The following is a 25,943-nucleotide window of genomic DNA, read 5'->3' as shown; positions in this document are numbered from 1 at the left end:
AGACTAGCACAAATATATATTTGTACTTATGTGCACGTGTGCTCTCGATGCGGTGGTTGTGGCGGGGCGAAGACTGGGCAGTATCTCGGATCAGGAAGCACGGCCGGTGTCGATCGCCTCGTACCGAGCCAGCAGTTCCCGTTCCCGATCCCTGTCGGGGAAGGCGAAGAACACCAGCAGTGTCCCCAGCGCCACGACCACCAGTGCGACCGCGTACGCGAGGGTGTCGCCGTCGAGGAAGGCCGTGCGCGCGGCGTCGACGATCTGGTCGGCGTACTGCGGATAGCGCGAAGCGACGGTCTCCGCGCCGGAGTACGACTTGACCAGCGCCGCCTGTACCTCGGAGTCGATCTGGCCGGCGGCCGGGCTCGCGGCGATCGCCGTCGTCAACGAGGTGGTGTATCCGGCGGTCAACAACGCACCGAACAGGGACTGCATGATCGCTCCACCCAGGTCGCGTTGGAGATCCGCCGTACCCGAGGCCATGCCCGCCCTGCGCACGGGAACCGAGCCGGTCAGTGATCGGGAGGCAGGTGTGCCTGCCAGTCCTACGCCTGCGCCGAGCAGTGCGTAGCCGAGCGCCACCTGCCAGTACTGCGCGCCCTCCCGCCACAGCAGGAGCGCGACGGAGAGTCCGGCCAGGATGGACACGTAACCCGCGAGAAGGGTGAATCGGGCGCCGTGCCGTTCGACCAGCCGTGCCGACTGCGGCGCGACGAGCACCATGACCACGGCGGCGGGCAGCGCTGCCGAACCGGCAGCCAAGCTGTCGTATCCGAGGACGTTCTGGAGGAACTGCTGGCCGATGAAGAGGGTCCCCATCAGGGTGCCGAACACGATCACCCCGGCGCACGCGGCGACCCAGAAGACCCGCCGTCGGGCGACCGTGAGGTCGTAGAGCGGGAAGCGTGCCCGTCGTTGTCGGAGAACGAACACGATTCCCGCGGCGACCGCGACGAGCAGGAGCCCGAGAGCCACGGGCCACATTCCGTCGACGGGTGCGAAGTTGATGCCCAGCACCAGTGCCGCGACGAGGACCACCGACAGGAGGCCACCGAGATTGTCCACCGGGTCGGTGGTCTCGTTGACATGGCCGGGGATCACGACGGCGGCAGCCACCAGTGCCGTGAGTGCCAGTGGGACGGTCAGCAGGAAGACCGCGCCCCACGCGAAGTACTCGAGCAGAACTCCCGCCGACAGCGGCCCGAGCGACGAGATGCCGCCGCCGATCGCGGACCAGAGCGCTATCGCCCGGGTTCGGCCCGCTCCCGACCACAACGCCGTGATGAGTGCGAGCGTGGTCGGAAACGCCAGGCCTGCGGCGACGCCTCCGACCAGTCGAGCCCCGAAGAGGACTTCGATGTTCGGTGCGAATCCGGCGGCCAGGCTCGCCGGGACCGAGAGGCCCGTGCCCAGGAGCAGCATGAGCTTGCGTCCGTACCGGTCGCCGAGCGCGCCCAGATACAGCACCGAGGCCGCCAGGCCCACGGAGTATCCGACCGCGACGAGGTTGAGTTCCGTCTGGCTCGCATCGAAGGCCCGGCCGATGTCGGGCAGGGCGACGTTCGCGACCGCGAGATTGAGATTGGCGACCGCGGCGACCAGGATGAGCACCACCAACACCGCGACCGGTCGGGCCGGGGCCGCGCCGTTCGCTCCCACCTGCTCATTACACGCCCTCGTTCCCGGTCGGGGATGTGAATCCGCGGCGAAGGGTGCTGCGTTCCGCAGAGACACGATTGCGAGACGCGAATGCCGAATTGCACCCCTCGTGGTCGAATTCGGCGCCCTAATCCGTCGGTGACCTTTCTCATATCTCACGGTTTCTCCGTGAGTTCGGTTGCCAATCGGTAACCGACGCGTTTAACTGAGCGGAGCGGTCGACAGACCACATACAGGGGTGCCGTCATACTCCCAGCAATGATCCCCCGCTTCGAGGTATCGGGGCGGGCTAGGCCCGATGCGGCGATGTTGCTGGATGGACGGCAGGTGGCCTGCGGTGCGCTCGTAGAACTCCGAGTCCCACCCGACTCGGAAACCCGCTGGTGGTGCCGGACCCCCGACACCGGCACCACCAGCGCCTCCGGTGGCGGCGCTGGTTACGATGGCGCCGAATCAGCAGCCGGACGACACCGCGATCTGGAGGGGGCGCGATGCACGCACCCAACGGTGCCCGGACGACAGCCGGAGTGCTCGGAGCTCTCCTCTTCGTCGTCGCCGGGTGGCTGACGCTGCTGTCGATCAGCCCGCCCGACGCGGACGCGCATCCGCACCACTGCCACCGCGGCTCCTGCGACGGCGGAGGCGACGGTCGACCCACCCGGACCGACACCGACACCACGACGGCGAGTGCGCCACCGACGACGAGCAGTTCGGCGAGCACGTCGACCGGGGCCACGACGACCGAAGGTACGTCGACCGGGGACACGACGACCGGGAACACGACCACCGAGAGTTCCACTCCGGCCGTGACGTCGTCCGGGGAGTCCTCCACGTCGGCGAGTTCCCTGTCCACGACCGAGCCGACCACCACGACGACGACCACCACCCGGTCTCGGCCGCCGATCGTGATTCCTCCCGAGGTCGGTGGCAACCTGCCTCCGCGGCCGGAGATCGTCGTTCCGGGTGGGAGCGGCGGCTCCGACGATTCCGGCGGCGCTCCCGGTGGTTCGCCGGGTGGGGGACCTCCCGCCGCGCCCGCGCCGGTCGTTCCGCTTCCCGCGGTGCCGCCGCCGCCCGTAGCGCCCGCCCCGGTTCCCCCGGTTCCTGGTGCTCCGGGTACTCCGGGCCCCGCAGCTCCGGGTGTGGGAGGGGCCGCGGACGGGGGAGACGCCGCGGTGCCGGCGCCCCCCGGCGAACCCGCCGATACAGTCGATGCCGTGGATCCGATCGACGCCGGTGCCGAGAGTGCACCTGCGGCCGGGGCCGGCACCGCCGACGAGGTGCCGGCGGCGTCAGCGGTGGCCCACAGCACGCCCTGGCATCCGGTCTCGGTTGCCGCGGGCGTGACGGCACTCCTCGGATGCGGTGCGGGTGCCGGGGCGATGACGTATCGCGGGGCACGGGCACAGCAGGCGCGGATCGCCGCGGCGCGAGCCGAGTTCTTCGGGCCTGCAACGGGCCCGTGACGACCGGGAAGGGAGGTTCGAGATGGCAAAGGTCAGATCACATCGTCGCGTCGCCGCGGCGGTGGACGCGGTGTGTGACGTGGCCGCGTCGGTCGAGGCGTTGAGCGTGAGCGAGGTGATCGCCGCGGTCGCGCGTGAACGCGGCCGCCCGATCGACCTCGACATCTCGGAGGACCTGGCCGGTGCGGTGTGCGGTCAGCGGCGGGTGTATCCCGATCGCGACGTGGTCGTCGTCGCGAGCGGCCTTCCGGACAGCGAACGAACTCTCGCGCACGAGTTGGGTCACATCGTCTTCCGTCACGAGGGCGTGGAGGTCCGCGACAGCGCTCTCGCCGTCGACGACGACCTGATCTCGTACATGCTCAGCCAGCGGACCACTGCCCGGGCCGAGGGTGACGTCGTCGAGTGGGAAGCGGAGACGTTCGCCGCCATGCTTCTGTTGCGGCTCGCGCGGATGCGCGGCCGCGGCAACTCGATCTCGGTCGCACGCTACGACGAGGCCATCGGTTGATGGTCGCCTGGATCATCGCGCTGGCCGTGTGGACCGCAGCCGGCGCCCGAGTCGGTCGCGTCGCGGCGCGTGAGGCGACGCCTCTGCGCAGCGCCATGGCCGTCGCGGCCGTCGCGGTCGCCGTGTCCGTCACCGTCTTGTTGCCGCCGGTGTGGGATCTGCTCGCCGAGCTCGGCTCGTCGACGGCGTCGCCCGAGTCGGCCGCTCCGGCCACGGTGTTCGATCTCGCGTGGCTCCTGGCTGCCGCCGCCAGTTCCGCCGGGGCGATCTCGGTGTGGTCGATCATCTCCCGCCGGGGAATGCGTGTGGTGACCACCGTCGTCTACACGCTTGCGGCGCTGTGCGGGGTTCTCGCCGTCGGCGGTGTGGAGTCGCCGGCCTCGGTGTTCCAGATCGTCGCATTCGCGGTCGTCGTGGGCACCGGTCTGCGGTACGTGGAGTGGTCACCACTGGGCCGAGGGATCACGTTGATCGTGACCGGATCGGCCATCGTGCTGGTGACCGAGGCGATCGGATTGTTCACCGCCGTCCCGGTCCGGCCGGCGACGCGCCTGTCCGACCTCGTCCCCCATGCGGCGGCAGCGGTGGCGATCGCATTCGGATGTGTGTGGGTTCTGGGCGAGACGTGGGTGCGGTCGCGTCTGTATCTGCGGCGTACGCGGGCCCTGCACGCGGTACTCGTCGAGCGCTTCCCCGAGGTGGTGGACGAGAACGGCCGGGCTCACACGACGGTACTGGCGGCTGCGGACGTCGTGGCGCACGTGATGGATGCGCTGTACATCCAGGCGGGGGCGGGGATGTTCGAGGCGGGGGGAGGGCACGCGCCCGTGGCGGCGGTGGAGCGTGCCGACTTCCTTGCACCCTGGATCGACGATCCCCTGCAGTCGCCGATGCTCGGCACCGATCTGGTGATGCCTCCGGACGGAATGTCGGCGATGCGCTGGGTGGGCATTCTCGCGGACGCCTACCGGCGGTATGCGGCCGATGCTCCGGAGGTCACCGAGACGCGTCCGGAGGAACTTCCGGGAGCCCTTCGCTGACGCGCAGCTTCTCGGCCATCGTCGTCAGGAGGTTCTGTGATTCCTCGGACAGGTCGAACGCCCGGCTCGACAGCTTGCGCAGACCGTAGCCCTGTAATTGGGACAGGAGCTCGAGATCGTGATCGACCTTCGCCGCGTAGATGTCGTTGAAGAAGTACTCGGGCTTGACCTTGAAGAACCGGGCGAACGCCGCGACGGTCTCGTCCGACGGGTTCGTTCGTTGCCCGGACCGAAGCTGAGAGATGTAAGGCTTCGAGATCTGGTGTCCGTCGGCGATCAGTGCCGCCGCCACCTCCGCATTGGTATGGGGTTTCCGTCCAGGGGGGTGGACAGTTTCGAAGAGTTTGTTCAACCGCTCTGCAAAATCTGCCATCGTGAGCCGCCGTAGTCCTCTCTCGTCCGCCAACGGGATGGTGACGCGTTGAGTTCCTTGCCGAGATACAGTACCACGAGGATAACCCGCCGATAACTCACAGGTGGTAGCCGTCTCGTCGACAGGATGCATGTTTTGTTACTTGATGGTAGAGGAAGCCCGCGACTGTGACAGAGGCGACCCCGCCTCGAGACTGCTGGTGCGCATGGTGCCGGAGTGGCGCCCACGACGACCGAGGACAGGGATCGGTGGTCGGAAAATCGCCGGGTCCAGGCTTCGGGAGCCTAGTGTGGGAGGCGGTGCGCGCCGGTGAGGACGAAGATAGTTACCGACAGTTAACTGCTTGCTGGTCAGTGGTCCAACTTCGCTCGGCCCCCGGGCATCCTTGCTGCTCAGGCACCTGTCGGGCCGCGGTCACTACTTGTTGCGGCAACCATTCCGGTGTGTTGCGGGTCCCTCGTGCACGGTGTGCGGCATCGCGGCCTGGCCGAAACCGGCGAAGTGCGTCATTATTGTGACATGGAACACAGGATGAGTGACGCCGAGCTCAGGAAGGCGATTCGAGTGCTGCGTGACCGGGCCGATTCCGCGGCCGCGCACGGTCGGCGCGACGATGCCGAGCGCATCGAATCGACCATCCGCGACTACCAGCAGGAGATGTCCGAGCGGCTGTGACGCCCGCGGGCGTAGTGGGCACCCGGTCTCGATGACGGGGTGCGGGGGGTGCGGCGTGCGTAGACTCCGTGCCCGGGACCGGACAGGCGACGACGGGGGCACCGGAGGGCATGGCTATCAGAACCGCGATGAAGACACTGGACGGTAGGAAGACCCTCGTCACCGGGGCAGGCAGCGGGATCGGGCGGGCAACCGCGTTGGCCGCGGCGGCCGAGGGCGCGGAACTGTTCCTCACCGATATCAACGAGAACGGCCTGGCCGAGACCGTCGCGGAGGCGGGTGCCCGTGGCGGGACCGTCAGTTACTCCCGTGCGCTGGACGTGTCGGACTACGAGGCCGTCACCGCCTTCGCGCAGGACATCGACCGCCAGTTCGGCAGTCTCGACATCGTCATGAACGTCGCCGGGATCTCGGCGTGGGGCACGGTGGAGAATCTCGAACACCGCCACTGGAAGTCGATGGTCGACGTCAACCTGATGGGGCCGATCCACATCATCGAGAACTTCCTCCCGCCGATGGTCCGCGCCGGCCGCGGTGGTCATCTCGTCAACGTCTCCTCGGCCGCCGGTCTGCTCGCCCTGCCCTGGCATGCGGCGTACAGCGCCAGCAAGTTCGGCCTGCGAGGGGTGTCCGAGGTGCTCCGCTTCGATCTCCGGCGCCACGGCATCGGGGTGTCACTCGTCGTGCCCGGCGCGGTGAAGACCCCGCTCGTGGGCACGGTGGAGATCGCCGGCGTCGACCGCGACGATCCCCGGGTGCACCGGGCCATCGGACTCTTCGAACGTCGGGCGGTCACCCCCGAGAAGGTGGCGGACTGCATCCTCACCGGTATCCGCAAGAACCGGTATCTCGTGTACACGTCCCCGGATATCCGGTTCGGGTACTGGTGGGCGCGCAAGTTCGCGCCCCCGTACGAGTTCGTGATGCAGAAGGCGAACGATCAGTTCAGCAAATTCCTGTAGGCGGCCCTCGGCTCACTGCCTGGTGAGCACCTCACCGTCGGTGAAGCGGACCCCGTCACGGCACCGGCACTCGATCCGGCCGGAGCCGAACTGTTCGGCGTACAGGCGGGAGTAGAGGCCGCCCTCGGCACCGACCAGTTCCTCGTGGGTGCCCTGTTCCACCAACCGGCCCTCGTCGATGACGAAGATGACGTCGGCGTGCCGGACGGTCGAGAGCCGGTGTGCGATCGCGAGCGTCGTCCGATCCCGCATCACCTCGTCGAGAGCGCGCTGGACGAGACGCTCGGACACCGTGTCGAGCGCCGAGGTCGCTTCGTCGAGAATGAGGATGCGGGGATTCTTCAACAGGACCCGGGCAATCGCGAGTCGCTGTTTCTCGCCGCCGGAGAGCCGGAACCCGCGTTCGCCGACCAGAGTGTCGTACCCCTCGCCGAACGAGACGATCCGCTCGTGGATGTTCGCGGCCCGGGCGGCCGACCGGAGTTCCTCGTCGGTGGCATCCGGACGGGCGTATCGGAGGTTGTCCGCGATCGACGCGTGGAACAGGTACGGATCCTGCGTCACCATCCCCACCGCGTCGGCGAGCGAGCTCATCGTCACCTCACGGACGTCCAGGCCGTCGATGCGCACCGCGCCCCGATCGACCTCGTACAGGCGGGGGACGAGATAGCACAGCGTGGTCTTTCCCGCTCCGGACGGTCCGACGAACGCGGCCAACCGGCCGGGCTCGATACGCAACGACGTCCCGGCCACGGCCCATGTCCGACGGGGGAGCGCGCCGTCGCCACCGCTGTCGCCATTGCCGTCGCCGCCGCTGTCCTCGAGGCCGTCCGGCGGCTCCGCCGAGCCGGGGGCAGGCCCGGGTGCGGGCGTGACCCTCGCGACGGAACCCAGTCCTCCTCCGCCCAGTCCGCCGCCGCCTCGTCCTCCTCCGCTGCCGCGCCCGATCCCACGCAACGCGATCGGGTCGGGATCCGCGGTGGTCAACCGCACGGGAGGGGGATAGGCGAAGTACACGTCGTCCAACTCCACCAGCCCGGGGCTGTCCGGTGGAAGGGGGGCCGCGTCGGGAGCGTCGACGATCGCCGGGGTCAGATCGAGGTATTCGAAGATGCGCCGGAACAGCGCCATCGACGTCTGGACGTCGAGCGCGACACGCATCAGCGACACCATCGGCTGGAGGAGTCGGGCCTGCAACGTGGAGAAGGCGACGAGCGTGCCCGCCGAGATCGCCGCGCCCCCACCACTGCCGATCAGGTATCCCGCCGCGAGGTACACCAACGCCGGGGTGATCGCCATGAACGCGTTGAGGACGGCGAAGAAGCCTTGGCCGGTCATCGCCTGCCGCACCTGCAGTTCCGTCTGGCGGTCGTTCTCCTGCCGGTAGCGGACGAGTTCGGCCTCCGACTGGTTGAAGACCTTCGTCAGCAGAACCCCGGAGACACTCAATGCTTCCTGCGTGATCGCGGTCATGTCCGACAACGACTCCTGGGTCTTGCGGGCCCACCGGCGGCGACGTTCGCCGACCCGCCGCTGCAGATAGACGAATCCGGGCAGCAGAGCCACCGCGACCAACGTCAGCTGCCAGGACAGCAACAGCATCGCGATCAGCGAGGCGGTCACCGTGACGACGTTCGACAGGATTCCGGACGCGGTGGTGGTGAGGACGGACCGGACACCGCCGACGTCGTTGGCGAGCCGGGACTGGATGGAACCGGTCTTCGTCGAGGTGAAGAAGGCCAGTTCCATCTTCTCGAGGTGCTCGAACAGCCGTTGCCGGAGATCGGCCATCGACAGGTTGCCGATCCTGGTGGTCAGGTAGGTCTGGTAGACGCCGATCGCCGAGCTGACGAGGGTCACCGCGATCATCGCCGTCACCAGCCAGGCGAGCAGGGCGAGATGGACGCCACTGCCGTCCGCGGGGAACAGTGCTCGATCGAACACGGCCTGGGTGAGAAAGGGATTGACGATTCCCAGGAGCGAGGACACCACGATCGCGCCGGCGACGACCGCCAGCCGTCCTCGATAGGGACGCAACAATCCCCAGACCCGGGGCAGGACCGGCGGCTCACGGTCGGACGGGTCGAGGCGATCGTGCCGGGCGAGGTCGGAGGACATACCGTTCATCGTGCCCACCCGTGGCACCGGCGGGGCCCGAACGTGGCGTTCAGATCAGGCCGGTCAGCCGACGGGCTCCGTCGAAGAGGAACTGCACGAGTTCGCGATCGCGGGCGGTGACGCGCTCGACCGAACCCTGCACGTAGAGGCCGCCGACGACGACGGCGAGCTGGTCCCGGATCGGGACCGCCAGAGCCGCGCGTCCGAGCCGTGACTCCTGGTTCTCCACCGCATATCCGTCGCATCGGATGGTCGACAGTTCCCGGTCGAGCAGAACGGGGTCGTCGACGGTGTGCTCGGTGAGACGCCTCAACTCGGGGTCGGGCCGCACGCTCGGGTCGTGGGCGAGGAGGAGCTTGCCCAGGGCGTTGGCGTGCAGGTCCTTCGCAAGAGTCGAGATCGCGATGATCTCGTGGTCGGGGTCCTTGTCCACGAGCCGGAGCCGGCCGCCTCCGAACGAGGCGACGTGCAGCCCGAATCGGGTGTGGCCGCGCAGTTCCTCGACCACGTCGTGGAGCGAGATGTCCGGTTCGCTCTCCGTCGCGGCGTGTGCGAGCTCGGCGGTACGTCGCCCCAGGGCGAAGCCGGACAGATCGGGTACCCGGACCAGGAAACCGTCTGCGACGAGGAGGTTCAGCATCCGGTACGCCGTGGTGGTGGGTACTCCGGCGAACTTCGCGATCTCCTTCGCCGACGTGCCGGGCCCGAGCCGCGCGACGGCCTCGAGCATGCCGAGCGCCTTCTGCACCGCTCGTGGCTGCTGCCCACTGAAATGCTGTGCCGTGGAGCCGCTACCACGCCCGGTGCCACTCGGCGAATGCCCCGGCGACGCCGACGTCACGGCCGATCCCCGCCGGCCACGTGGGGCCCCGGCCCGGGGTCGGGCAGGATGCGTCTGCGGCCGTCGTCGTCGATGACGAGCCGTCCCGCGCCGGGAAGGATGTCCGCGGTCTCGACGCTGTCGAATGCTCCGATGGTCGCGAGGCTGTCGGGGCGGACCCTGCGGAGGATGCGGTACCAGACGGTCCCGGACAGGGCGATCGTCACCAGCGCGGCGGGAACCGCCCAGAATCGGTGCGCCACTCCGTCGACGACGATGTACACCAGCAGCGACCCGCCCACCAGGGTGACGGCGACCGCGGCGGCTCGGCTGAGTACGGTGTGTTCGCCGATCCGGTTCAGGAATCGCAGGGACGCCGCGGCGACGAGAGTGTAGGCGGAGACCAAGGCGATCTCGACGACACCGTTGAATCCGGCCGCGTCACCCAGGACGGTGAGCGAGAAGAGCAGTGCGCCACCGAGCCCGGCGACGGTGAACGTCGTCACCGCGACGTACGGGGTGCGGAAGCGGCGGTGCACCCGCGCCAGCGACGTCGGCAGTACTCGCTCGACCCCCATCGAGTAGAGCAGCCGGGAACCGGCCTGAGCACATCCGAGAGTGGAAGCGAACCAGGAGCAGGTCATCCCGATCTTGACGGCCAGGACCAGTTCGACGCTCGCCCCCGACGCGGTGCCCTCGAAGTAGGCGCCGACGATGACGGAGCCGTGTCCGGCCAGCGCAGCCCACGCGGCGAACACGAACAGTGCCCCGCAGATCACCGGGGAGATGAGTACGGTCCGTGACACGGTTGCGAGCGGACGTTTCGCCTCGGGGCCGAAGAATGCGGAACTCTCGAATCCCGCCATGCTCAGCACCGTGAGCATCGCCAGGAAGGGCATGATGCTCATCGGCGAATGCGGGACCGCAGCGGCCGTGGACGCCTCCGCGGGGGAACCGATCATGACCGCGACGATCAGTGCGAGGGAGCAGATCTCGACGACGAGGATCGCCCGGGTCGCGAACCGCACCCCACGGACCGCGATGACTGTCACCGTGACGGCGATCAGTGCGACGACGGCCAGCTGTGCGCCCGGCTGAGGCGGCCGGTGTCCGAGCGCCACCGCGACACCCAGCAGACTGTCCGCCGCGTTGGCGAGTACCGAGATCGAGATCCCGAGATAGCCGAGCAGCAGTGCGGTCCCGGTGGTCAGGGTTGCGCGCGCGCTCAGGCCCTGGAACACGAAACTGTAGAGCGAACCCGCCGCCGCCAGCCGTCGGGTGAATTGGGTGATGCAGACGGCGACCAGGCTCACCACCGCGGTGGTGGCGGCGATGGCGGCCAACCCCGTCACGCCCGGCTGGTGCGAGACCATCCACAGGGCGATGAAGACCATTCCGGTGGCGGGGGCGATGGTCGAGAGGGACTGCCCGAGAAGGTCGATCGGTGACAGCTGCCTTCGCCCGAGGGCATGCAGCGGGGAGTACACCGGATCCGGAGTCCGATCGGCGTCGTGTGATCGGGCGATGGCCGCCCGGAGTGCTGCTGTCACGGCCCTCGTCCCCGTCGGTGGAGCCCACCAGGCTGTAGAGCTCTCGGTTGACTGGTCAAGCTAACTGCCCCGTGTTACGGGTCGGTTACCGGCGCGCACGGGTGTGTCGCATCCAAGTGGAAATCGATTCCGGGGCGCATTTCCACTCGTGGTGCGAGCGCTTGTTTCGTTCGGGAAGCACGGGTGACGCATTCGATTCGCACGATGGTGCGGCACACCGATCGACGGCGAAGGGACAGCGACATGATCTGGGTGACTGTGGCGTCGGTGCTCGGCGGAACGCTGGTGCTCGCGGGCCTACCGAAACTCCGAGACCGCGCCGGGCTGCTGACAGCCGTCCAGGGATATGCGCTGCTTCCTGCCCCGGTCGAGGCCGCGGTCGCGAGGCTGCTCCCGATCGCCGAGATCGTCGTCGGAGGAGCGCTGATCCTCGGGATCGCCCGGACCTGGGCGGCACTCGCCGCGGCGGCACTGTTCCTGGCCTTCTTCGCCGGTCTCACGATCAACCTCGTGCGTGGTCGCCGGGACCTCGATTGCGGGTGCTTCGCGTTCGGTGGCTCGGACGACGTGCCCCGTATCGGCTGGTTCCATGCCGCGCGGGCCGGTGCCCTCGCGCTGACGTCCGTCGCACTCGCGGTGACGGCAGGTGCCGGAGCCGGCGTCCTCGAACATCTCGCCGGTGTCGCCGCTGCTGCGTTGTTCCTCTCCGCGTCAGCGGCTTTCGCGCAGCTGCGCGCGGTGGTGTCCCTCGGCCGACGGCCGGTGGACGACCACCTGTCTCCCGCCTCCACCTCGCTGCGGGCGCTCGAACCACTCCGGTAGTACGCACTCTCCACGACGACAGGACCGATGCCATGACCACGTTTCTCCTCGTCGCGATCGCCGTGCTCGCGATCGCCGTCACCGTCCTCTTCCTCATGGTGCTCGCGCTGGCCCGAGAGATCGGCCGGGTGCACGTGCGGCTCGGCCCCCTGGGGGCGAGGATGATGGACACCGGCCCGAAGCTCGAACAGGCCGGCCCGTCCTTCCGGGGCCTCGTCGACCACCTCGGGCGTGAGGTCGCCGTCGGTGGCCACCGCGACAGGGCGCAACTGCTGCTGTTCACCGCGCCGACGTGCTCGACCTGCAAGAGCCTGCTCCCCGGTGTCCGAGCGATGGCCAAGGCCGAGAAGGGGATCGACGTCGTCATCGTCTCGGACGGTACGTCGGAGGAGCACGAGGAATTTCTCGCCGGCAGCAATATAGGGGACGAGCTCGGCTACGTCGATGCCCGCGACGTCGGTATCGCCTACCAGATCGGCACCACACCGTACGGGGTGATCCTCGACGAGCACGGCAAGATCCGCGCCAAGGGATTGTGCAATCACATGGCACAGGTCGAAAGCCTGCTCAACGCACTGGAATCCGGTACGCCGTCGCTGCAACACCTGCACTCACACGCCACTGCTCGCGCATCCGCGTGACCTGGGGAACTCACTCACGATCGGAGAAGTCGTTGGACGACGGAAACATGTACGAGAACCGCTACCCGGTGGACGAGAACACCGTCCGGGAACAGTCCGAGTGGATGGCGGGAAAGGGCGGAACGTTCGCCAGCCGAGCCACCCGGAGGATGTCCGAGAGGGTCTCGCGGCGGTCGATGATCAGCCGCATCGGACGCTGGACGATGGGGGTGTCCGGTGTCGCGCTGATCAGCTCACTTCCCGTCACGCGCAGTGCATTCGCCCAGGAGACGCCCGCGCCGGAAGGCGGGGGCGAGCCTCAACTGCTCGACTTCGACGGACACGATCCCGCCGAATGCGAGTACTGGCGCTGGTGCAACATGGACGGTACGTCCTGTGCCGCCTGCAACGGTGGCGGCGTCACCACCTGCGCTCCGGGTTCCAAGCCCGGCGCCGAGTTCTGGGTCGGATGCTGTACCGATCCCGACGACGGGAAGACCTATCTCATCGCCTACTACGACTGCTGTGGCGCGCCGTCCTGTTCGAACGCGTTCTGCGGCGAGCCCGACACGCAGGCGATCATGTACAACCCCGTGTCGGGCAGCTACGACCAGGAGATCATCTGGTGCGTGTCGGACGAGTCCCAGTCCTACACCTGCACGATGGCTCCCATCATCGGCGAGGACTGCCAGGTCACCCCGGCGGTGCGGCCGAAGGTGGGGGCGGGATCATGACACGTCGTTCCCGGCAGGTGTCCGGACGGACCTTCGTCCGTTCGGCCGCGGTTCTCGTTCCGGTCACCGCACTGGTGGTACTGACGGGATGCGGGTCGAACGACGACGAGCCGTCGTCGTCGGGCGAGGTCACCTATCAGACGGTCCCGGTCATTCCGCCCGAGGACGGCATCACCGTCGGATCCGAGGACCAGGAGATCGGAGAGATCCCGGAGAAGGTCTACACCAACGAGATCGATCCGATCGGTCCGAACGAACTACTCGCCGTGGCAGGAGGTTTCGGAAAGCTCGAACTCGGCGTCAACGTCATCGACCCGGTCACCGGCGTCGCCGGAAGCCGGATCGTGGTGGGGCCGGGAATCTGGGACCCGGTCATCCACGGCTTCGTCGGCGAGCAGTCGAGCGATCCCGCGGTGCTCGCCGCCGAGGTGTGGCGTCCACGCGGATCCCGTGGCGCCGCGGACTTCACCGTCACCACATACTCCGGCAACCTGATCGAACCCGACGAGGTGTTGCTGCCGGACTACGCCCGCGTGCATTCGCGCCCGGGTTCGAACGCGGTGACGTCGGACGGCAGGTACTTCGTCACGTGGGACGACGGCCTCTACGGCATCAGGGTCGTCGACCTCGAGGCGAAGGAGGAGAGCGGGTCTCTTCAGGTGATCGGCTGTGGTCCGTTCACCTGGATGGTCGGACACGAGCTGTACAGCGTGTGCGAGGACACCGGCGAGTTGCTGCACGTCGGCATCGACGACTCGGGTGTGCCGTCCGAGACCGCGCGCAGCGCAGTGCTCCCGGACGACTTCGTGAGCAACCGCAAGGCGGCCTGGGCGGCGGACGCCGATTCCGCTCTGCTGGTGGGAGCGAACGGGGACGTCTACGTCTTCGACTTCTCCGACGGCCTCCCGGAATCGGAGATCGCTCCGATCGGCAACGCCGGCCGGGACGGAGGCCGGTTCGCCGAGAACACGATCTCCGCCGACGGCACCCGGATCGCGATCGAGTACACCGATTCCGTGGTGCATCCACACTCGGCGCGCGCCGGAGACGTCGTGAGGATCGAGTTGTTCGACGCCGAGGGACTCGCCACCGTCGCGAGCCTCGATCTCGAGGCCCTGGGGCTCACTTCCATCGACAGCACGACCTTCTCGGTGGACGGAAAGACGCTGTACGTTCTCGGCAGTGGTCCGGAACAGGACGGCGAATCGGGTCAGAAGATCGTCGGGATCGCCGCGGAGGACGGCGCACAGGTCAGTTCCGCCGACGTCTCCGGCAACGTGGACGATCTCGGGACCCTGCTCACCCCGCAGGTGATCGAATGACACGACCCGACAACGGGTCGGTGCTCGGCCGGCGCCGGTTCCTCGCTCTCGGCTCACTCGGTGCCGGGGCGGTGGGTCTCGGTGCCCTCGGGTTCGGCGCCGCCGGCTGTAGCCCGGATTCGTCCGGGGCACAGTCGGCGGCGGCCGATCTCGACTACATCCTGCCGACCGACCCGGAAGTGGCCGCTGCGGAGGCGGCGCGCGAGACGAGCGGTGACGTAGCCGCATTCGCGCTGTCCGCCGGGTTCGCCACGGTGGACCTGGGCGGCCGGCTGGTGGACACGTGGGCGTACGGGGGTAACGCGGTCGCTCCCGAGTTGCGGATGACGAAGGGGGACCGCGTCGACGTCACGGTCGCGAACGGGCTGGATGCCGACACCACGCTGCACTGGCACGGAATCCGGATCCGCAACGACATGGACGGAGCTGCACCGGTCACCCAGCCGCCGATCCGGCCCGGCACGACGTTCGACTACAGCTTCGTCGTCCCCGATCCCGGTACGCACTGGTATCACTCGCACAGTGGGCTGCAGGCGGACCGGGGGTTGTTCGGGGCCTTCGTGGTGGAGGACCCGGACGACACGACCGGTGCCGACGTCGATGCCGTGCTCGTTCTCGACGACTGGGTCGACGGCATGGGTACCACGCCCGAGGCCGTGCTCATGGCGCTCAACCCCGACATCTCGGGGGGACACGGCGGACACGGGGGACACGGGGGATCGAGTACCCCGGCCACACATACCGACTCCGAGATGGCCGTCGCCGTCGAGCTCATCTCGGCCGGGCACGGGAACTCGGTGCCGCTGGGTGGGATGACCCAGCACGTCGCCTATCCGCTGCACCTGATCAACGGCCGCCCGCCGAATGATCCGGATCCGATCGTGGTGCCCCCGGGCAGCCGGCTCCGGCTGCGTGTCGTCAACGCCGCCGCGGAGACTCCGTACCGTTTCGCGGTGGCCGGCCACGAGATGACGGTGGTCGCGGCCGACGGGTTCGACACTGTTCCCCGGACGACGGACACCTTGATCATCGGTATGGCGCAACGGTACGACGTGCTGGTGACGGTGGCATCCGGCACGTGGCCGGTCGTCGCGAAGGTCGAGGGTCGGGACGGCTATGCCTCCACGGTCCTGCGTACCGACGATGCCGCACCGATGGCGAATCCCGATGTGGGGGGCTCGATCCCGGAGCTCGCCGGTCGGCTGCTGGCAGAGAGTGAACTGCGCCCCGCGGAGTCGGTGACGCTCGAGCGCCGCGAGCCCGATCGTGACTATCGGGTGGAACTGATCCAGGCGGGCGACCGCTACGTCTGGGGGATGGCGGGGGTGGATGCCGGAAAGCTGATCATGCGTGAGGGCGAGCGGATTCGGATCACGATGACGAACACCTCCACCATGTGGCATCCGATGCACACTCACGGCCACACCTTCGCCGTCGGAGAGTACGGGGGTCTTCGCCGGGACACGGTCAACGTCCTGCCCGGGACGGAACTCGCGATCGAGTTCGACGCCGACAACCCGGGTGAATGGATGTTCCATTGCCACAACGCATATCACTTCGAAGCCGGAATGACCGCGAACCTGCGGTACATCCGTTGAGAGGATCGTCATGAAGAAGCTGCTCGCTCTGCTCGTCGCCTCCCTGGCCGCGTTCACCGTGTCCGCGTGCTCCGGAGCGGACGCGTCCTCGGCCGAACCGGCCGTCGTCGTCGAGGTGAAGAACATGGCGTACTCGCCGGCCACCGTGACGATCGAGAAGGGGCAGACGGTGCAATGGCAGTTCGACGACAGCGGACTGCCCCACGACGTCGTCGGGGACGGCGCGCTCGGCGAGACGCTGAGGAGCGAATTACTCACCGAGGGAACGTATTCGTACACATTCGAGGAGGCAGGAACGTTCTCGTACCACTGCACCCCGCATCCCGCGATGGTCGGAACGGTCATCGTGCAATGAGCGGGTGTCGTCCGGTTCGGCGCGGCGAGGTGACGTTCGTGCTCTCCGTGGCGCTCGTGTCCGCGGTGGCCTGCGGGCCGGGCGCGGCCGAACCGGATGCCGTCGTGACGGTCGGACACCTGGCCTTCGGGCCGTCGGAGGTCACGATTCCCACGGGTGGGAGCGTGCGCTGGGAGTTCGAGGACGGTGGTCTGCTCCACCAGGTCGGGGCGCCGGGAGAGTTCGACAGTGGGGTCACCGGTGCGGGCAGTTTCACCCACACCTTCGAGCGGCCGGGCGTCTACGAGTACACCTGCTCCGTCCACCGATACATGGTCGGCGCCGTGACAGTCACCGACGACTGACCCGCCACCGACCCGCCACCGGGCACGAGGTGCCCGCCGAGACCGGCCTCCGCGGCCGGAAGTCCCACATCGACAACATCTTCGGAGGAGATTCCCATGACCACAGTTCTGCCACCCCGAGCGCTGTCCCACCCACCCCTGGCCACCGACCTCCCTGACATCCGGCCCGGCCTCGCCGCCGCGGTTCCCGCCTCGGCGCGGGCGGTACTCGTCGTGGGGGCGGGCCTGCTGGGCGCAGGGGCCGCCGCTCTCACCGCCCCGACCACGGCGGCGGCGCTCACTGCTTCCCTCGTCGGGGCGGGATCGGTGACCGCGCTCGCCGCCAACTGGTCGACGTGCGGGATGTCGGTCGCCGGTGTCGTGGCGGCGCCCAAGCAGCCCGATCGCGAGGGGGCCTCGACGCCGGTCCGCCGACTCGGCTGGCACGCCCTCGGTTCCGTCGCGACGGGAGCCCCGACCGGCGCGTTGCTCGGCGCGTTCGGCGCGGTCGCCGCCGGGTGGATGTCCCTGTCCGCGGCGCTGGTGGTCTGGGCGGCCCTGGCCTTCGCGTACGGGCTGCACGAGTTGGGCCTGGTGCGGATGCCGACGCCGATGCGTCGGCGTCAGCTGCCCCGTGAGCTGCGCCGATCCATGCAGCCGTGGAAGGTGTCGCTGCTGTTCGGTGCGATGATCGGCCCCGGCTTCGTGATCTTCATCCGCTCCAGCGCGTACTACCTGCTCGTGCTGGGAGTGGTGGCTGCCGGGTCTCCGCTGTGGGGCGCCGCGCTGTTCACCCTCGTATCGCTGGGCCGGTGCATGCCGAGCCTGCTGGCCGTCGTCCACACGCGTCGTGGCGGCTCGATGCCCGGCTTCCTGTCGGCGATGTGCGTGGTCGACCGTCGGGTGCAGACGCTGACCGGCGCGGTGCTGGTGGGGCTGGCCGCGTTCGCTGCAGTGGCCGTCCTGGTCTGATCCGGACCGGACCGGACCGGATCAGACCTGCTGAGAACACCCGCACAGGCATTCGGCAGCCGCACGGCGAACAGGGTCATATTCGCCGCGTGGCTGCCGAATCGTTGTGCGGCTGCCGATTCTGTTCGGTTCCCGGTGTTCCATTGGGCGGGAGAACCCGGCGCGCTGGGCGAACACCCCGCTCTACCTTCCGTGTGGCATACCCCACATTCGGAAGGTGCACGATGAATCGAACCCGGACCACCCTCGCCGCCGCCGTCGTGACGAGCGCCCTGCTCGGAGCCGTGACCACCGGAGTCGCGCAGGCTCAGCCCCCGGCGCCACCGCTACCTCCCGTACTCGATCTGGGGTCGCTCTCGTTCGGCAGCCTGGGGATACCGGCCCCGGACGCGCCCCGGCTGGCGAGCGTCCCGAATTTCCGGGATGTGGCGGGAACCGGGTCCGGCTACGTCGGACACGGCGGTACCCACCTGAACAAGGGAGTGCTCTACCGAGCCGACACGATCGTGCCGGACGACGCGGACCTGGCGGCGCTCGAACGTCTCGGCCTGGCAGCCGTCTACGACCTGCGCGCGGACGACGAGGTCGCCGAGAAGCCGGATCGGCTGCCCGCGGGCGTGGAATACGTCCGTATCCCGATCCTCTCCGGGAACATCGCGGACATGATCGACCAGATCGGTTCCGTCGAGGACTCGCGGAACATGATGCGGGACATGAACCGTGCATTCGTGGCCGGGGACGCCGAGCGCGCCGGGTTCACTCGTCTCCTCACCGAACTCGCCCAGAACGACGGACGGCAGGTGTTCCACTGCACGGCGGGCAAGGACCGTACCGGGTGGACGTCGATGCTGTTGCTGTCCCTCGCGGGTGTCGACCGCGCGACGATCGTGCAGGACTACCTGCTCACCAACGAGTACAACCGGGAGTGGGCCGCGAAGACGCGTGCGCACATCGCCGCCACCCAGGGTGAGGAAGCAGCGATTCTGTTCGAGCCCCTTCTCGGTGTCGAGGACAGCTACCTGCAAGCCGGTCTCGACGAGATCGACGCCCGGTACGGGTCCGTGGATGCGTACCTGACCGAGGGACTGGGCCTGAGCACCGACACCCTGGACGCGTTGAGGCACAAGCTTCTCGGCTGAGAAAGGGCTCGCATGTCGACCTCTCGCATTCTGGTCACGGTTCTGCTGTCCGTGCTCCCGTTCGGTATCGGCTCGCTCGATGCGGGTTCCACGGGCAGCGGGGTGGGTGACGACCGTGTCGGCCGGATCGACCACCTGGACACGCTGATCCTTCCTCCGGGAACTGCACTGGACGGGGTCCCTGTCGGCGGACTCTCGGGCATCGACTACACCCCCGAGGCCGGGTTCGTCGTGATCAGCGATGACCGCGGTGAGGTCGGACCGGTGCGGATGTACACGCTGTCGCTGCCGATCGACGACGGTGTTCTCGGTGAACCGCAATTCCTGACGCGGATCGATCTGCTCGATCGGGACGGAGCGCCTTTCCCGCCACGCTCGGCGGACACCGAGTCCGTGCGCTGGGCTCCCGGCGCTGACGGTGTCCTCTACACCAGCGAGGGTGAGGCGCAGGCCGGCCTGGCGGGGTTCGTCCGAGAAGCGGGCCTCGACGGCGGGTATCGCACAGAGGTCCCGCTGCCAGATGCGTATACGCCCCGGCTGGACGAGAGTGGCGGTCTGGTGTCCGGGATTCGGGACAACCTGGGATTCGAGGCGATGGATCTGGTGCGAGACGGTGCCGCGGTGGTCGCGGTCACCGAGAACGCTCTCGTACAGGACGGGCCGGAAGCCGGCCCGGACGTCGAGAGTCCGGCTCGGTTGCTCGAGATCGATCGCGGCAGCGGCGCCGTCCTCGGTGAGTACATCTATCCGGTGGACCGGGTCGCTCCGGGAGCGCTGCCGCAGGCGACCGGGGTATCCGAGGTGCTCGCGGTCGGCGACCGCAGCTATCTCACACTCGAACGCAGTCTGTTCCCGGAGACCGGACTGTTCACCGGCCGGATCTACGAGACCTCCACCGCGGAGGCGGAGAACGTGGCCGGGGAATTCGCGGTGTCGCCGGACACGGTGCGGATGGACAAGAGGTTGCTCTTCGACTTCGCTTCGGCGGGTGTCGATCCGCAGTGTGTCGAGGGCATGACCTGGGGGCCGAGGCTTCCGGACGGCCGCCGCAGCCTCGTGGTGGTGTCGGACGACAATTTCGGTGTGGCCGGACAGACGGCATTCCATCTGCTGGCCGTGTCCGAGAAGTAGGCGCGGGCGGCGGGCGGGCTTCGCGACGAGCGGGGCCCGTCCGCCGCTTAGGCTGTTCTTCATGCCCAAGACGTTCGAGTTCTCCGAGCAGCTCAGCTGCCCCGTGGACATCGCGTATGCGGTGATCACCGACCCCGACTACTGGCGGCGGCGGTTCGCCGAGGTGCCGGAGAAGTACGAGCTCGATCCGGTCCCCGGCGCCTTCGGGATCACGGTGCGGGACAGAATCGGGGCGGACGGGCTGCCGTCCGTGGTGCGCAAGGTCGTGTCGGGTGAGATCACCGCCGAGCGGGTCGACGTCTGGGGTCCGCTGGACGGAGATCGCGTGGCGGGCACCGTGACGGCCCGGGCGACCGGCATTCCCGTGGCCATCGACGGCGCTCTCCGACTCGCACCGGCCGGGGGAGGAGCCGAGCTGCGGGCCACCGGTTCGGTGGCGGTGAAGATCCCGCTGATCGGTGGCCAGATCGAGGTGATGGTGCGGAAGATGGTGGCGGACATGGTCACCCGTGATCGAGATGCGATCGAGGAGTGGCTCGCTCGCGAGTGACCGGTCAGTCGGTGTACTCCACGTCGAAGGTGCGCGCTCCCGGGCCGAGTTCGCCGAGTCGGTCGTGCGTATTGACCAGCGCGCAGCTTCCCAACGAGAGGCAGCCGCATCCGATACAGCCGGTGAGATTGTCGCGCAGCCGGATCAGTTGCTCGATGCGACGGTCCAGATCCGTGTGCCATGCCGTGGACAGGCGTTCCCAGTCCTTGCGGGTGGGAGTACGACCGTCGGGGAGGGTGGCGAGTGCATCGCGGATCTCGGCGAGGGGGATCCCGACTCGTTGCGAGATCCGGATGAAGGCGACCCGGCGCAGCGTGTCCCGCCGGTACCGGCGCTGGTTGCCGCTTGTGCGCCGGCTGGAGATGAGCCCCTCGCGCTCGTAGAAGTGCAGGGCCGAGACCGCGACCCCGCTCCGCTCGGACAGCTGGCCGGGGGTGAGCTCCTTGGCCTTCCACTCCGGCATCTCCATCGCTACCTCCACGGTCGCCGGTGACTGTCGACGTGACCGGGTCCGGGGCACGTCGCGAACCTCGATATTAGTAGAGGTTATCGACATCGGTGGAGGATGCTGTCGAGGGTAGTGGGTGTGTCGGGTTCGGGACGCGGTGTGAGGGTCGGCGGTGTGTCCGAGATGCCGCAGGGCACCGTCGGATCTACCGTTGGTACATGACGGACTCGGGATCGCCCGCGCCGGGACGTGGCGCACCGCCGACGTACGGCGTGGATTCGGAGGTCGGTGTCCTGCGCACCGTGCTCCTGCATCGCCCCGGCGCGGAACTCGAGCGCCTGACTCCCCGCAACAACGACCAGCTGCTCTTCGACGGTCTGCCGTGGGTGGGCCGCGCCCAGGAGGAGCACGACGCCTTCGCGGACGTCCTGCGTGGACGCGGCGTCGAGGTGCTGTTGCTCTCCGACCTGCTCACCGAGGCGTTGGTGGCGAGTGGGGCGGCGCGGATGCAGGGGATCGCCGCTGCCGTCGATCCTCGCCGTCTGGGCCATGCGCTGGCGGAGGATCTGGCGGGCTACCTGCGCGGTCTGCCCGCCGCGGACCTGTCGCTGGTCCTCACCGCGGGGATGACGTTCGACGAGCTGCCGGTGGCCGCCGCATCCTCGTCACTGGTGCGCAGGATGCACCACGGCGCGGATTTCGTCATCGACCCGCTGCCGAATCTGTTGTTCACGCGCGACTCGTCCTTCTGGATCGGTCCCCGCGTGGCGATCACCTCCCTGGCGATGCCCGCCCGCGCCCGGGAGACGTCGTTGACCGATCTGATCTACGCCCACCATCCCCGGTTCCGCGGTGCGCGGCGTGCCTACGAATCCCATACCGCGCCGGTGGAGGGCGGTGACGTCCTGCTCCTCGGCCCGGGGGTTCTCGCGGTCGGTGTGGGGGAGCGCACCACACCGGCCGGCGCGGAGGCTCTGGCGCGCAGTGTGTTCGACGACGGCCTCGCCCACACGGTGCTGGTGGTGCCGATCGCGCAGGCTCGGGCCACGATGCATCTGGACACGGTGTGCACGATGGTCGACGTCGACGCCGTCGTGATGTATCCGGCGGTGCAGGACACCCTGTGTGCCTTCACGATCCGGCGAGACGAGTCGGGCTCGGTGAGCATCCGTGGTGCGGAACCGTTCCTCGTCGCCGCCGCCGAGGCGATGGGCATCGGAAAGCTGCGCGTGATCGACACCGGGCTCGACCACGTGACCGCCGAACGTGAGCAATGGGACGACGGGAACAACACCCTCGCGCTCGCCCCCGGCGTCGTGGTCGCCTACGAGCGCAACGTCGAGACCAACGCCCGCCTCGAGGATTCCGGGATCGAGGTCCTGCGGATCGCGGGTTCGGAACTCGGGTCCGGCCGGGGCGGGCCCCGCTGCATGTCGTGTCCGGTGGCCAGGGACTCACTCACCCCGGCGAGCGAGCCGTCCTGACGGACCCGGAGGACCGGTCGGTCAGAGGACGTCGTCGACCCTGGTCGCCGGACGCGCCAGCACCGTGCCCTTGGCGGTGACGACGATCGGGCGCTCGATAAGAATCGGGTTCGCCGCCATCGCGTCCAGGATCTCGTCCTCGGTGGCGTCGCCGAGCCCCAGTTCGCGGAACACCGATTCCCTGCGACGGACCGCCTCGCTCGGCTTCAGGCCGGCAGCCTCGAGGAGGGAACGCAGTTCGTCGCGGGTCGGCGGTGTGTCGAGGTACTTGATCACCGTCGGTTCGATCCCCGCCTCGCGCAGTGCGGCCAGGGCGGTGCGGGAGGTGTTGCAGCGGGGGTTGTGGTAGATCACCGTGTCGGTCGGTGTCGAATGGTCGGTCGCTGTCGTCTGGTCGGTCGCTGTCGTCTGGTCGGTCACGGAGTCCATTGTGCCGTGACGTCCGCTGTGCAGTGACGTCCGCGGCCCGGCGATGCGGTGTGTTCCGGTGGTCTCGTGGGTACACCCTGCACGGGGCCGACCGGATCGAAGGAGACGCCATGTCCGAGCAGATCGAGACAGTCGAGGACCGGGAGATCGCGCCGCGTCGGGTCGTGATCGCCGGCGGGCACGGAAAGGTGGCCCGGTATCTGATCAAAGCGCTCACCGCCCACGGAGACCGGGCGGTCGCGCTCATTCGCGATCCGGCTCAGGCACACGAGGTGGAGGCGTTCGGTGCACTCTCTGTGGTGCTCGATCTGGAGAACGCCGAGGTCGACGAGGTCGTCGCCGCACTCGGACATGCCGACGCGGCCGTGTTCGCCGCGGGATCCGGCGCCGGAAGCGGTGCTGCACGCAAGGACTCGGTCGACCGTGCCGGCGCGGTGCTTCTGGCGGATGCGGCCGAGGCGGCGGGCGTGCCCCGATTCGTCCAGATCAGTTCCATGGGTGCGGGGGAGGCGATCCCCGAGGGCACGGACGAGGTGTTCGCCGCATACCTGCGAGCCAAGACGGCCGCCGAGGACGACCTGCGTGGCCGTACCGGCCTGGAGTGGACGATCCTTCGTCCCGGTCGGCTGCAGGACACCGACGCGACCGGGCTGGTCACGTTGTCGGAACCACCCGCCGACGCCGGGGAGGTCTCGCGAGGAGACGTCGCCGCGGTGGTGTTCGCACTGATCGGTGCACCGAACACGATCGGCAAGACCCTCGTGCTCACGTCCGGATCGACGCCCGTCGACGAGGCTGTTGCCGAGTTGTGACCCGAGCACGCTACCGTCCCGGAATCCGGTCGAGTGCGCGGCCGGAGAGAGGTGAGAGGTGACGTCCGCGTGGACATCCAGATCGACCCCAGTGCGCCGCAGGCCCCGTTCGATCAGCTTCGGCTGCAGATCATCGCCCAGGTGAGAGGCGGGCAGTTGATCGCGGGCACCAAGATCCCGACGGTCCGGGCACTGGCCGCGGAGATCGGTCTCGCGCCGAACACCGTCGCCAAGGCCTATCGCGAACTGGCGGAGGCGGGTGTCATCGAAACCCGGGGGAAGCAGGGCACATTCATCGCCTCGGCGGGGGACCCGACCCGGGCCCGTGCGGAGCGGGCCGCGACGGAACTGGTCCGCGACCTGCGTGCTCTCGGACTCCGGGACAGCGAGGTACTCGACCTGGTCGCGGCGGCGTTGCGAGGCGCATGAGCGGATCCGGCGCCACGGCTGTCAGCGCCAGCTGGGCAGCCACAGCTGTTGCTGCCACGTCTCCGGAGTGATCGGCAACGCGGTGAGTATCGGCCAGAGCCAGACGAAGTTGGCCACGACCAGGCCCACGTAGAGACACACCGCGAGCAGCCCCGTGGAACGGCGCTCGAGGGACGCGTTCGCCTTCCCGAGAATGTCGCCGAGCACCAGCGCCATCCCCATCACCAGGAACGGGGCGAGCGCGACCGCGTAGAAGTAGTACATCTGCCGGTCGAGGGTGGCGAACCACGGCAGGTAGGCGGCGGCGTACCCGGTGAGGACCGTGGCGTAACGCCAGTCGCGGCGGACGAGGGTCTGCCACAGGGCCCACGCCAGCATGGGGACGGCGAGCCACCACAGTGCCGGCGTGCCGATCAGCATGATCGCCTTGACGCAACTCGACGCGTCGCAGCCGGTGACCTGCTCGCCGTCGGCGAAGTAGTAGAGCATCGGCCGCAGCCCCATCGGCCACGTCCACGGTTTCGACTCCCACGGGTGTACGTTGCCGGCCGAGTTCGTGAGCCCGGAATGGAACGTCAGGACGTTGCCGCTGTAGTACCAGAGCGAGCGCAGGGCGTCCGGGACGAAGGACCAGGTGCCGTCGGTACCGATCTGGTTGCCCACCGCGTGCCGGTCCACGCCGACCTCGCTGGCGAACCACGCCCAGTACGTCGCCAGGTAGACGCCGAGCGGGACGAGTACGAGCGCGTACAGCGCAGGCCCGATGTCGCGCAGTGCGGTGCCGAACCAGGGCCGTCGCACCCCGTACGCGCGTCGGGCGGAGACGTCGAACGCGACGCTGAGGAGGCCGAAGAAGACGATGAAGTAGACCCCGGACCACTTCGTACCGCAGGCCAGGCCCAGGAGTACCCCGGCCCCGAATCGCCACCAGCGCACACCCAGCCGCGGACCCCAGTCGGTGACCGCGATCCGTCCTTCGGCGTGGACCCGGGCCATGCGTTCGCGTACTTGATCGCGGTCGACGACGAGGCAGCCGAGGGCGGCGACGACGAACAGCGCGAGGAAGATGTCGAGCATTCCGAGGCGGGACGACACGAACGTCACCCCGTCGGCGATCATCAGGATCCCGGCGAGCGCACCGATCAGCGTCGACCGGCTCAGCCGTCGGACGATCCGAATCACCAGCAGCACCAGGAGCGTTCCGGCGACAGCGGCGGAGAATCGCCAGCCCCAGCCGTTGTAGCCGAACAGCGCCTCGCCGATCGCGATCATCTGCTTGCCGACCGGAGGGTGGACCACCAGCCCGTAGCCGGGGTTGTCCTCGATACCGCCGCCGGTGAGTACCTGCCAGCCCTGCGGCGCGTAGTGCTTCTCGTCGAAGACCGGGGTGCCGGCATCGGTCGGGTAGTTCAGCATCGTGAACCGGGTGATCGCGGCGACCGCGGTGAGGAAGAGGGTGACGATCCATCCGCGGAGACGGTCGACCGGACCGAAGTCCGGCAGCGGTACCCGCGGTGCGGGAGAGGTGACCGACGACTCGTGCCCGGGGGGACTGGGGCGCGCATCCGACAGCATCGTCACGGGGCAATCGTAGGCTG

At 68.6% G+C, this 25,943-nt stretch carries 27 protein-coding genes; 19 read left to right on the top strand and 8 right to left on the bottom strand.

Annotation, left to right across the window (positions count from 1 at the left end):
* Nucleotides 1–90: 90 nt before the first annotated feature.
* The gene (locus tag G4H71_RS05100) at nucleotides 91–1,662 is read right to left on the bottom strand and encodes an MFS transporter (protein ID WP_072738027.1); all 1,572 of its coding nucleotides are present in this window, start codon (nucleotides 1,660–1,662) and stop codon (nucleotides 91–93) included.
* Nucleotides 1,663–2,153: 491 nt separating this feature from the next.
* On the opposite strand from G4H71_RS05100, the gene G4H71_RS05095 reads away from it, so the two are divergent.
* From G4H71_RS05095 to G4H71_RS05085, 3 genes are read left to right on the top strand one after another with little or no spacing between them, the layout of a single operon-like run.
* Entirely contained in the window at nucleotides 2,154–3,128 is a 975-nt protein-coding gene (locus G4H71_RS05095) for a hypothetical protein (RefSeq protein ID WP_072738026.1), read from the top strand.
* Nucleotides 3,129–3,150: 22 nt separating this feature from the next.
* On the top strand, nucleotides 3,151–3,639 hold the full coding sequence (locus tag G4H71_RS05090) for an ImmA/IrrE family metallo-endopeptidase (protein ID WP_072738025.1): 489 nt from the start codon (nucleotides 3,151–3,153) through the stop codon (nucleotides 3,637–3,639).
* A complete protein-coding gene (locus tag G4H71_RS05085; RefSeq protein ID WP_072738024.1) occupies nucleotides 3,639–4,679 on the top strand; it encodes a hypothetical protein in 1,041 nt (346 codons plus the stop codon). Before G4H71_RS05090 ends, G4H71_RS05085 begins: the two co-directional genes overlap by 1 nt.
* Here the strand turns inward: G4H71_RS05085 and G4H71_RS05080 are convergent.
* The gene (locus G4H71_RS05080; protein WP_072738023.1) at nucleotides 4,636–5,052 is read right to left on the bottom strand and encodes a helix-turn-helix domain-containing protein; all 417 of its coding nucleotides are present in this window, start codon (nucleotides 5,050–5,052) and stop codon (nucleotides 4,636–4,638) included. The two genes, G4H71_RS05085 and G4H71_RS05080, sit on opposite strands and share 44 nt — an antisense overlap.
* Nucleotides 5,053–5,583: 531 nt before the next feature.
* Here G4H71_RS05080 and G4H71_RS05075 point away from each other — a divergent pair.
* Together G4H71_RS05075 and G4H71_RS05070 are read left to right on the top strand one after the other, a co-directional pair.
* On the top strand, nucleotides 5,584–5,727 hold the full coding sequence (locus tag G4H71_RS05075) for a hypothetical protein (protein WP_169847147.1): 144 nt from the start codon (nucleotides 5,584–5,586) through the stop codon (nucleotides 5,725–5,727).
* Between the two features lie 110 nt (nucleotides 5,728–5,837).
* Nucleotides 5,838–6,689, top strand: a complete 852-nt coding sequence (locus G4H71_RS05070; protein WP_072738094.1) for an SDR family oxidoreductase — start codon at nucleotides 5,838–5,840, stop codon at nucleotides 6,687–6,689.
* A gap of 12 nt (nucleotides 6,690–6,701) precedes the next feature.
* On the opposite strand, the gene G4H71_RS05065 is transcribed toward G4H71_RS05070, so the two are convergent.
* From G4H71_RS05065 to G4H71_RS05055, 3 genes are all read right to left on the bottom strand, one after another.
* The gene (locus G4H71_RS05065) at nucleotides 6,702–8,807 is read right to left on the bottom strand and encodes an ABC transporter ATP-binding protein (protein ID WP_072738095.1); all 2,106 of its coding nucleotides are present in this window, start codon (nucleotides 8,805–8,807) and stop codon (nucleotides 6,702–6,704) included.
* A gap of 49 nt (nucleotides 8,808–8,856) precedes the next feature.
* Nucleotides 8,857–9,555 (bottom strand): IclR family transcriptional regulator, encoded by a 699-nt coding sequence (locus tag G4H71_RS05060; RefSeq protein ID WP_246442784.1) that lies wholly within the window; start codon nucleotides 9,553–9,555, stop codon nucleotides 8,857–8,859.
* 89 nt (nucleotides 9,556–9,644) lie between these two features.
* Entirely contained in the window at nucleotides 9,645–11,177 is a 1,533-nt protein-coding gene (locus tag G4H71_RS05055) for an APC family permease (RefSeq protein ID WP_072738021.1), read from the bottom strand.
* 243 nt (nucleotides 11,178–11,420) lie between these two features.
* On the opposite strand from G4H71_RS05055, the gene G4H71_RS05050 reads away from it, so the two are divergent.
* The 11 genes from G4H71_RS05050 (at nucleotide 11,421) to G4H71_RS05000 (ending at nucleotide 20,743) form a co-directional block, all read left to right on the top strand.
* Nucleotides 11,421–11,999, top strand: coding sequence for a MauE/DoxX family redox-associated membrane protein (locus tag G4H71_RS05050; RefSeq protein ID WP_139183113.1), 579 nt, complete (start codon nucleotides 11,421–11,423; stop codon nucleotides 11,997–11,999).
* Nucleotides 12,000–12,031: 32 nt separating this feature from the next.
* A complete protein-coding gene (locus G4H71_RS05045) occupies nucleotides 12,032–12,640 on the top strand; it encodes a thioredoxin domain-containing protein (RefSeq protein WP_072738019.1) in 609 nt (202 codons plus the stop codon).
* Between the two features lie 47 nt (nucleotides 12,641–12,687).
* The gene (locus tag G4H71_RS05040) at nucleotides 12,688–13,353 is read left to right on the top strand and encodes a methylamine dehydrogenase light chain (protein WP_072738093.1); all 666 of its coding nucleotides are present in this window, start codon (nucleotides 12,688–12,690) and stop codon (nucleotides 13,351–13,353) included.
* On the top strand, nucleotides 13,350–14,675 hold the full coding sequence (locus G4H71_RS05035; RefSeq protein ID WP_072738018.1) for a hypothetical protein: 1,326 nt from the start codon (nucleotides 13,350–13,352) through the stop codon (nucleotides 14,673–14,675). Before G4H71_RS05040 ends, G4H71_RS05035 begins: the two co-directional genes overlap by 4 nt.
* Complete coding sequence (locus tag G4H71_RS05030; protein ID WP_072738017.1) at nucleotides 14,672–16,273, top strand: multicopper oxidase family protein; 1,602 nt, start codon at nucleotides 14,672–14,674, stop codon at nucleotides 16,271–16,273. Before G4H71_RS05035 ends, G4H71_RS05030 begins: the two co-directional genes overlap by 4 nt.
* A 10-nt stretch (nucleotides 16,274–16,283) precedes the next feature.
* On the top strand, nucleotides 16,284–16,628 hold the full coding sequence (locus tag G4H71_RS05025) for a cupredoxin domain-containing protein (protein WP_072738016.1): 345 nt from the start codon (nucleotides 16,284–16,286) through the stop codon (nucleotides 16,626–16,628).
* Entirely contained in the window at nucleotides 16,625–16,972 is a 348-nt protein-coding gene (locus G4H71_RS05020) for a cupredoxin domain-containing protein (protein WP_072738015.1), read from the top strand. Before G4H71_RS05025 ends, G4H71_RS05020 begins: the two co-directional genes overlap by 4 nt.
* 96 nt (nucleotides 16,973–17,068) lie before the next feature.
* Nucleotides 17,069–17,923 carry a methylamine utilization protein gene (locus G4H71_RS05015; RefSeq protein ID WP_072738014.1) on the top strand — a complete coding sequence of 285 codons (855 nt, stop codon included), beginning with the start codon at nucleotides 17,069–17,071 and terminating at the stop codon, nucleotides 17,921–17,923.
* Between the two features lie 224 nt (nucleotides 17,924–18,147).
* Nucleotides 18,148–19,062 (top strand): tyrosine-protein phosphatase, encoded by a 915-nt coding sequence (locus G4H71_RS05010; protein ID WP_072738013.1) that lies wholly within the window; start codon nucleotides 18,148–18,150, stop codon nucleotides 19,060–19,062.
* A 12-nt stretch (nucleotides 19,063–19,074) separates the two neighbouring features.
* A complete protein-coding gene (locus G4H71_RS05005; RefSeq protein ID WP_072738012.1) occupies nucleotides 19,075–20,193 on the top strand; it encodes an esterase-like activity of phytase family protein in 1,119 nt (372 codons plus the stop codon).
* A 61-nt stretch (nucleotides 20,194–20,254) separates the two neighbouring features.
* Nucleotides 20,255–20,743 (top strand): DUF2505 domain-containing protein, encoded by a 489-nt coding sequence (locus G4H71_RS05000; RefSeq protein ID WP_072738011.1) that lies wholly within the window; start codon nucleotides 20,255–20,257, stop codon nucleotides 20,741–20,743.
* Nucleotides 20,744–20,747: 4 nt separating this feature from the next.
* Here the strand turns inward: G4H71_RS05000 and soxR are convergent, their stop codons facing one another.
* Nucleotides 20,748–21,212, bottom strand: a complete 465-nt coding sequence (gene soxR, locus G4H71_RS04995; RefSeq protein ID WP_072738010.1) for a redox-sensitive transcriptional activator SoxR — start codon at nucleotides 21,210–21,212, stop codon at nucleotides 20,748–20,750.
* Between the two features lie 197 nt (nucleotides 21,213–21,409).
* Here soxR and arcA point away from each other — a divergent pair, with 197 nt between their 5' ends.
* Nucleotides 21,410–22,675, top strand: coding sequence for an arginine deiminase (arcA, locus tag G4H71_RS04990; RefSeq protein WP_072738009.1), 1,266 nt, complete (start codon nucleotides 21,410–21,412; stop codon nucleotides 22,673–22,675).
* 21 nt (nucleotides 22,676–22,696) lie between these two features.
* Here the strand turns inward: arcA and arsC are convergent, their stop codons facing one another.
* Complete coding sequence (arsC, locus tag G4H71_RS04985; RefSeq protein WP_072738092.1) at nucleotides 22,697–23,029, bottom strand: arsenate reductase (glutaredoxin); 333 nt, start codon at nucleotides 23,027–23,029, stop codon at nucleotides 22,697–22,699.
* Nucleotides 23,030–23,214: 185 nt separating this feature from the next.
* Here arsC and G4H71_RS04980 point away from each other — a divergent pair, with 185 nt between their 5' ends.
* Nucleotides 23,215–23,916, top strand: coding sequence for an SDR family oxidoreductase (locus G4H71_RS04980; protein ID WP_072738091.1), 702 nt, complete (start codon nucleotides 23,215–23,217; stop codon nucleotides 23,914–23,916).
* Between the two features lie 69 nt (nucleotides 23,917–23,985).
* Nucleotides 23,986–24,345: a GntR family transcriptional regulator gene (locus G4H71_RS04975; RefSeq protein ID WP_072738008.1), complete on the top strand. Its 360-nt coding sequence runs from the start codon at nucleotides 23,986–23,988 to the stop codon at nucleotides 24,343–24,345.
* Between the two features lie 21 nt (nucleotides 24,346–24,366).
* On the opposite strand, the gene G4H71_RS04970 is transcribed toward G4H71_RS04975, so the two are convergent.
* Nucleotides 24,367–25,920 carry a dolichyl-phosphate-mannose--protein mannosyltransferase gene (locus G4H71_RS04970; protein ID WP_072738090.1) on the bottom strand — a complete coding sequence of 518 codons (1,554 nt, stop codon included), beginning with the start codon at nucleotides 25,918–25,920 and terminating at the stop codon, nucleotides 24,367–24,369.
* Between the last annotated feature and the right edge of the window lie 23 nt (nucleotides 25,921–25,943).

It is taken from the genome of Rhodococcus triatomae (assembly GCF_014217785.1).
GTDB classification, from domain to species: domain Bacteria; phylum Actinomycetota; class Actinomycetes; order Mycobacteriales; family Mycobacteriaceae; genus Rhodococcus_F; species Rhodococcus_F triatomae.
This window is presented reverse-complemented; position numbering and strand designations above follow the sequence as displayed.

Bases quoted from the DNA above. Each gene is read 5' to 3' on its own strand.
- G4H71_RS05095 (WP_072738026.1), top strand. From the start codon at position 2,154: ATGCACGCACCCAACGGTGCCCGGACGACAGCCGGAGTGCTCGGAGCT.
- G4H71_RS05090 (WP_072738025.1), top strand. From the start codon at position 3,151: ATGGCAAAGGTCAGATCACATCGTCGCGTCGCCGCGGCGGTGGACGCG.
- G4H71_RS05085 (WP_072738024.1), top strand. From the start codon at position 3,639: ATGGTCGCCTGGATCATCGCGCTGGCCGTGTGGACCGCAGCCGGCGCC.
- G4H71_RS05080 (WP_072738023.1), bottom strand. From the start codon at position 5,052: ATGGCAGATTTTGCAGAGCGGTTGAACAAACTCTTCGAAACTGTCCAC.
- G4H71_RS05075 (WP_169847147.1), top strand. From the start codon at position 5,584: ATGAGTGACGCCGAGCTCAGGAAGGCGATTCGAGTGCTGCGTGACCGG.
- G4H71_RS05070 (WP_072738094.1), top strand. From the start codon at position 5,838: ATGGCTATCAGAACCGCGATGAAGACACTGGACGGTAGGAAGACCCTC.
- G4H71_RS05065 (WP_072738095.1), bottom strand. From the start codon at position 8,807: ATGTCCTCCGACCTCGCCCGGCACGATCGCCTCGACCCGTCCGACCGT.
- G4H71_RS05050 (WP_139183113.1), top strand. From the start codon at position 11,421: ATGATCTGGGTGACTGTGGCGTCGGTGCTCGGCGGAACGCTGGTGCTC.
- G4H71_RS05045 (WP_072738019.1), top strand. From the start codon at position 12,032: ATGACCACGTTTCTCCTCGTCGCGATCGCCGTGCTCGCGATCGCCGTC.
- G4H71_RS05040 (WP_072738093.1), top strand. From the start codon at position 12,688: ATGTACGAGAACCGCTACCCGGTGGACGAGAACACCGTCCGGGAACAG.
- G4H71_RS05035 (WP_072738018.1), top strand. From the start codon at position 13,350: ATGACACGTCGTTCCCGGCAGGTGTCCGGACGGACCTTCGTCCGTTCG.
- G4H71_RS05030 (WP_072738017.1), top strand. From the start codon at position 14,672: ATGACACGACCCGACAACGGGTCGGTGCTCGGCCGGCGCCGGTTCCTC.
- G4H71_RS05025 (WP_072738016.1), top strand. From the start codon at position 16,284: ATGAAGAAGCTGCTCGCTCTGCTCGTCGCCTCCCTGGCCGCGTTCACC.
- G4H71_RS05020 (WP_072738015.1), top strand. From the start codon at position 16,625: ATGAGCGGGTGTCGTCCGGTTCGGCGCGGCGAGGTGACGTTCGTGCTC.
- G4H71_RS05015 (WP_072738014.1), top strand. From the start codon at position 17,069: ATGACCACAGTTCTGCCACCCCGAGCGCTGTCCCACCCACCCCTGGCC.
- G4H71_RS05010 (WP_072738013.1), top strand. From the start codon at position 18,148: ATGAATCGAACCCGGACCACCCTCGCCGCCGCCGTCGTGACGAGCGCC.
- G4H71_RS05005 (WP_072738012.1), top strand. From the start codon at position 19,075: ATGTCGACCTCTCGCATTCTGGTCACGGTTCTGCTGTCCGTGCTCCCG.
- G4H71_RS05000 (WP_072738011.1), top strand. From the start codon at position 20,255: ATGCCCAAGACGTTCGAGTTCTCCGAGCAGCTCAGCTGCCCCGTGGAC.
- soxR (WP_072738010.1), bottom strand. From the start codon at position 21,212: ATGGAGATGCCGGAGTGGAAGGCCAAGGAGCTCACCCCCGGCCAGCTG.
- arcA (WP_072738009.1), top strand. From the start codon at position 21,410: ATGACGGACTCGGGATCGCCCGCGCCGGGACGTGGCGCACCGCCGACG.
- G4H71_RS04980 (WP_072738091.1), top strand. From the start codon at position 23,215: ATGTCCGAGCAGATCGAGACAGTCGAGGACCGGGAGATCGCGCCGCGT.
- G4H71_RS04970 (WP_072738090.1), bottom strand. From the start codon at position 25,920: ATGCTGTCGGATGCGCGCCCCAGTCCCCCCGGGCACGAGTCGTCGGTC.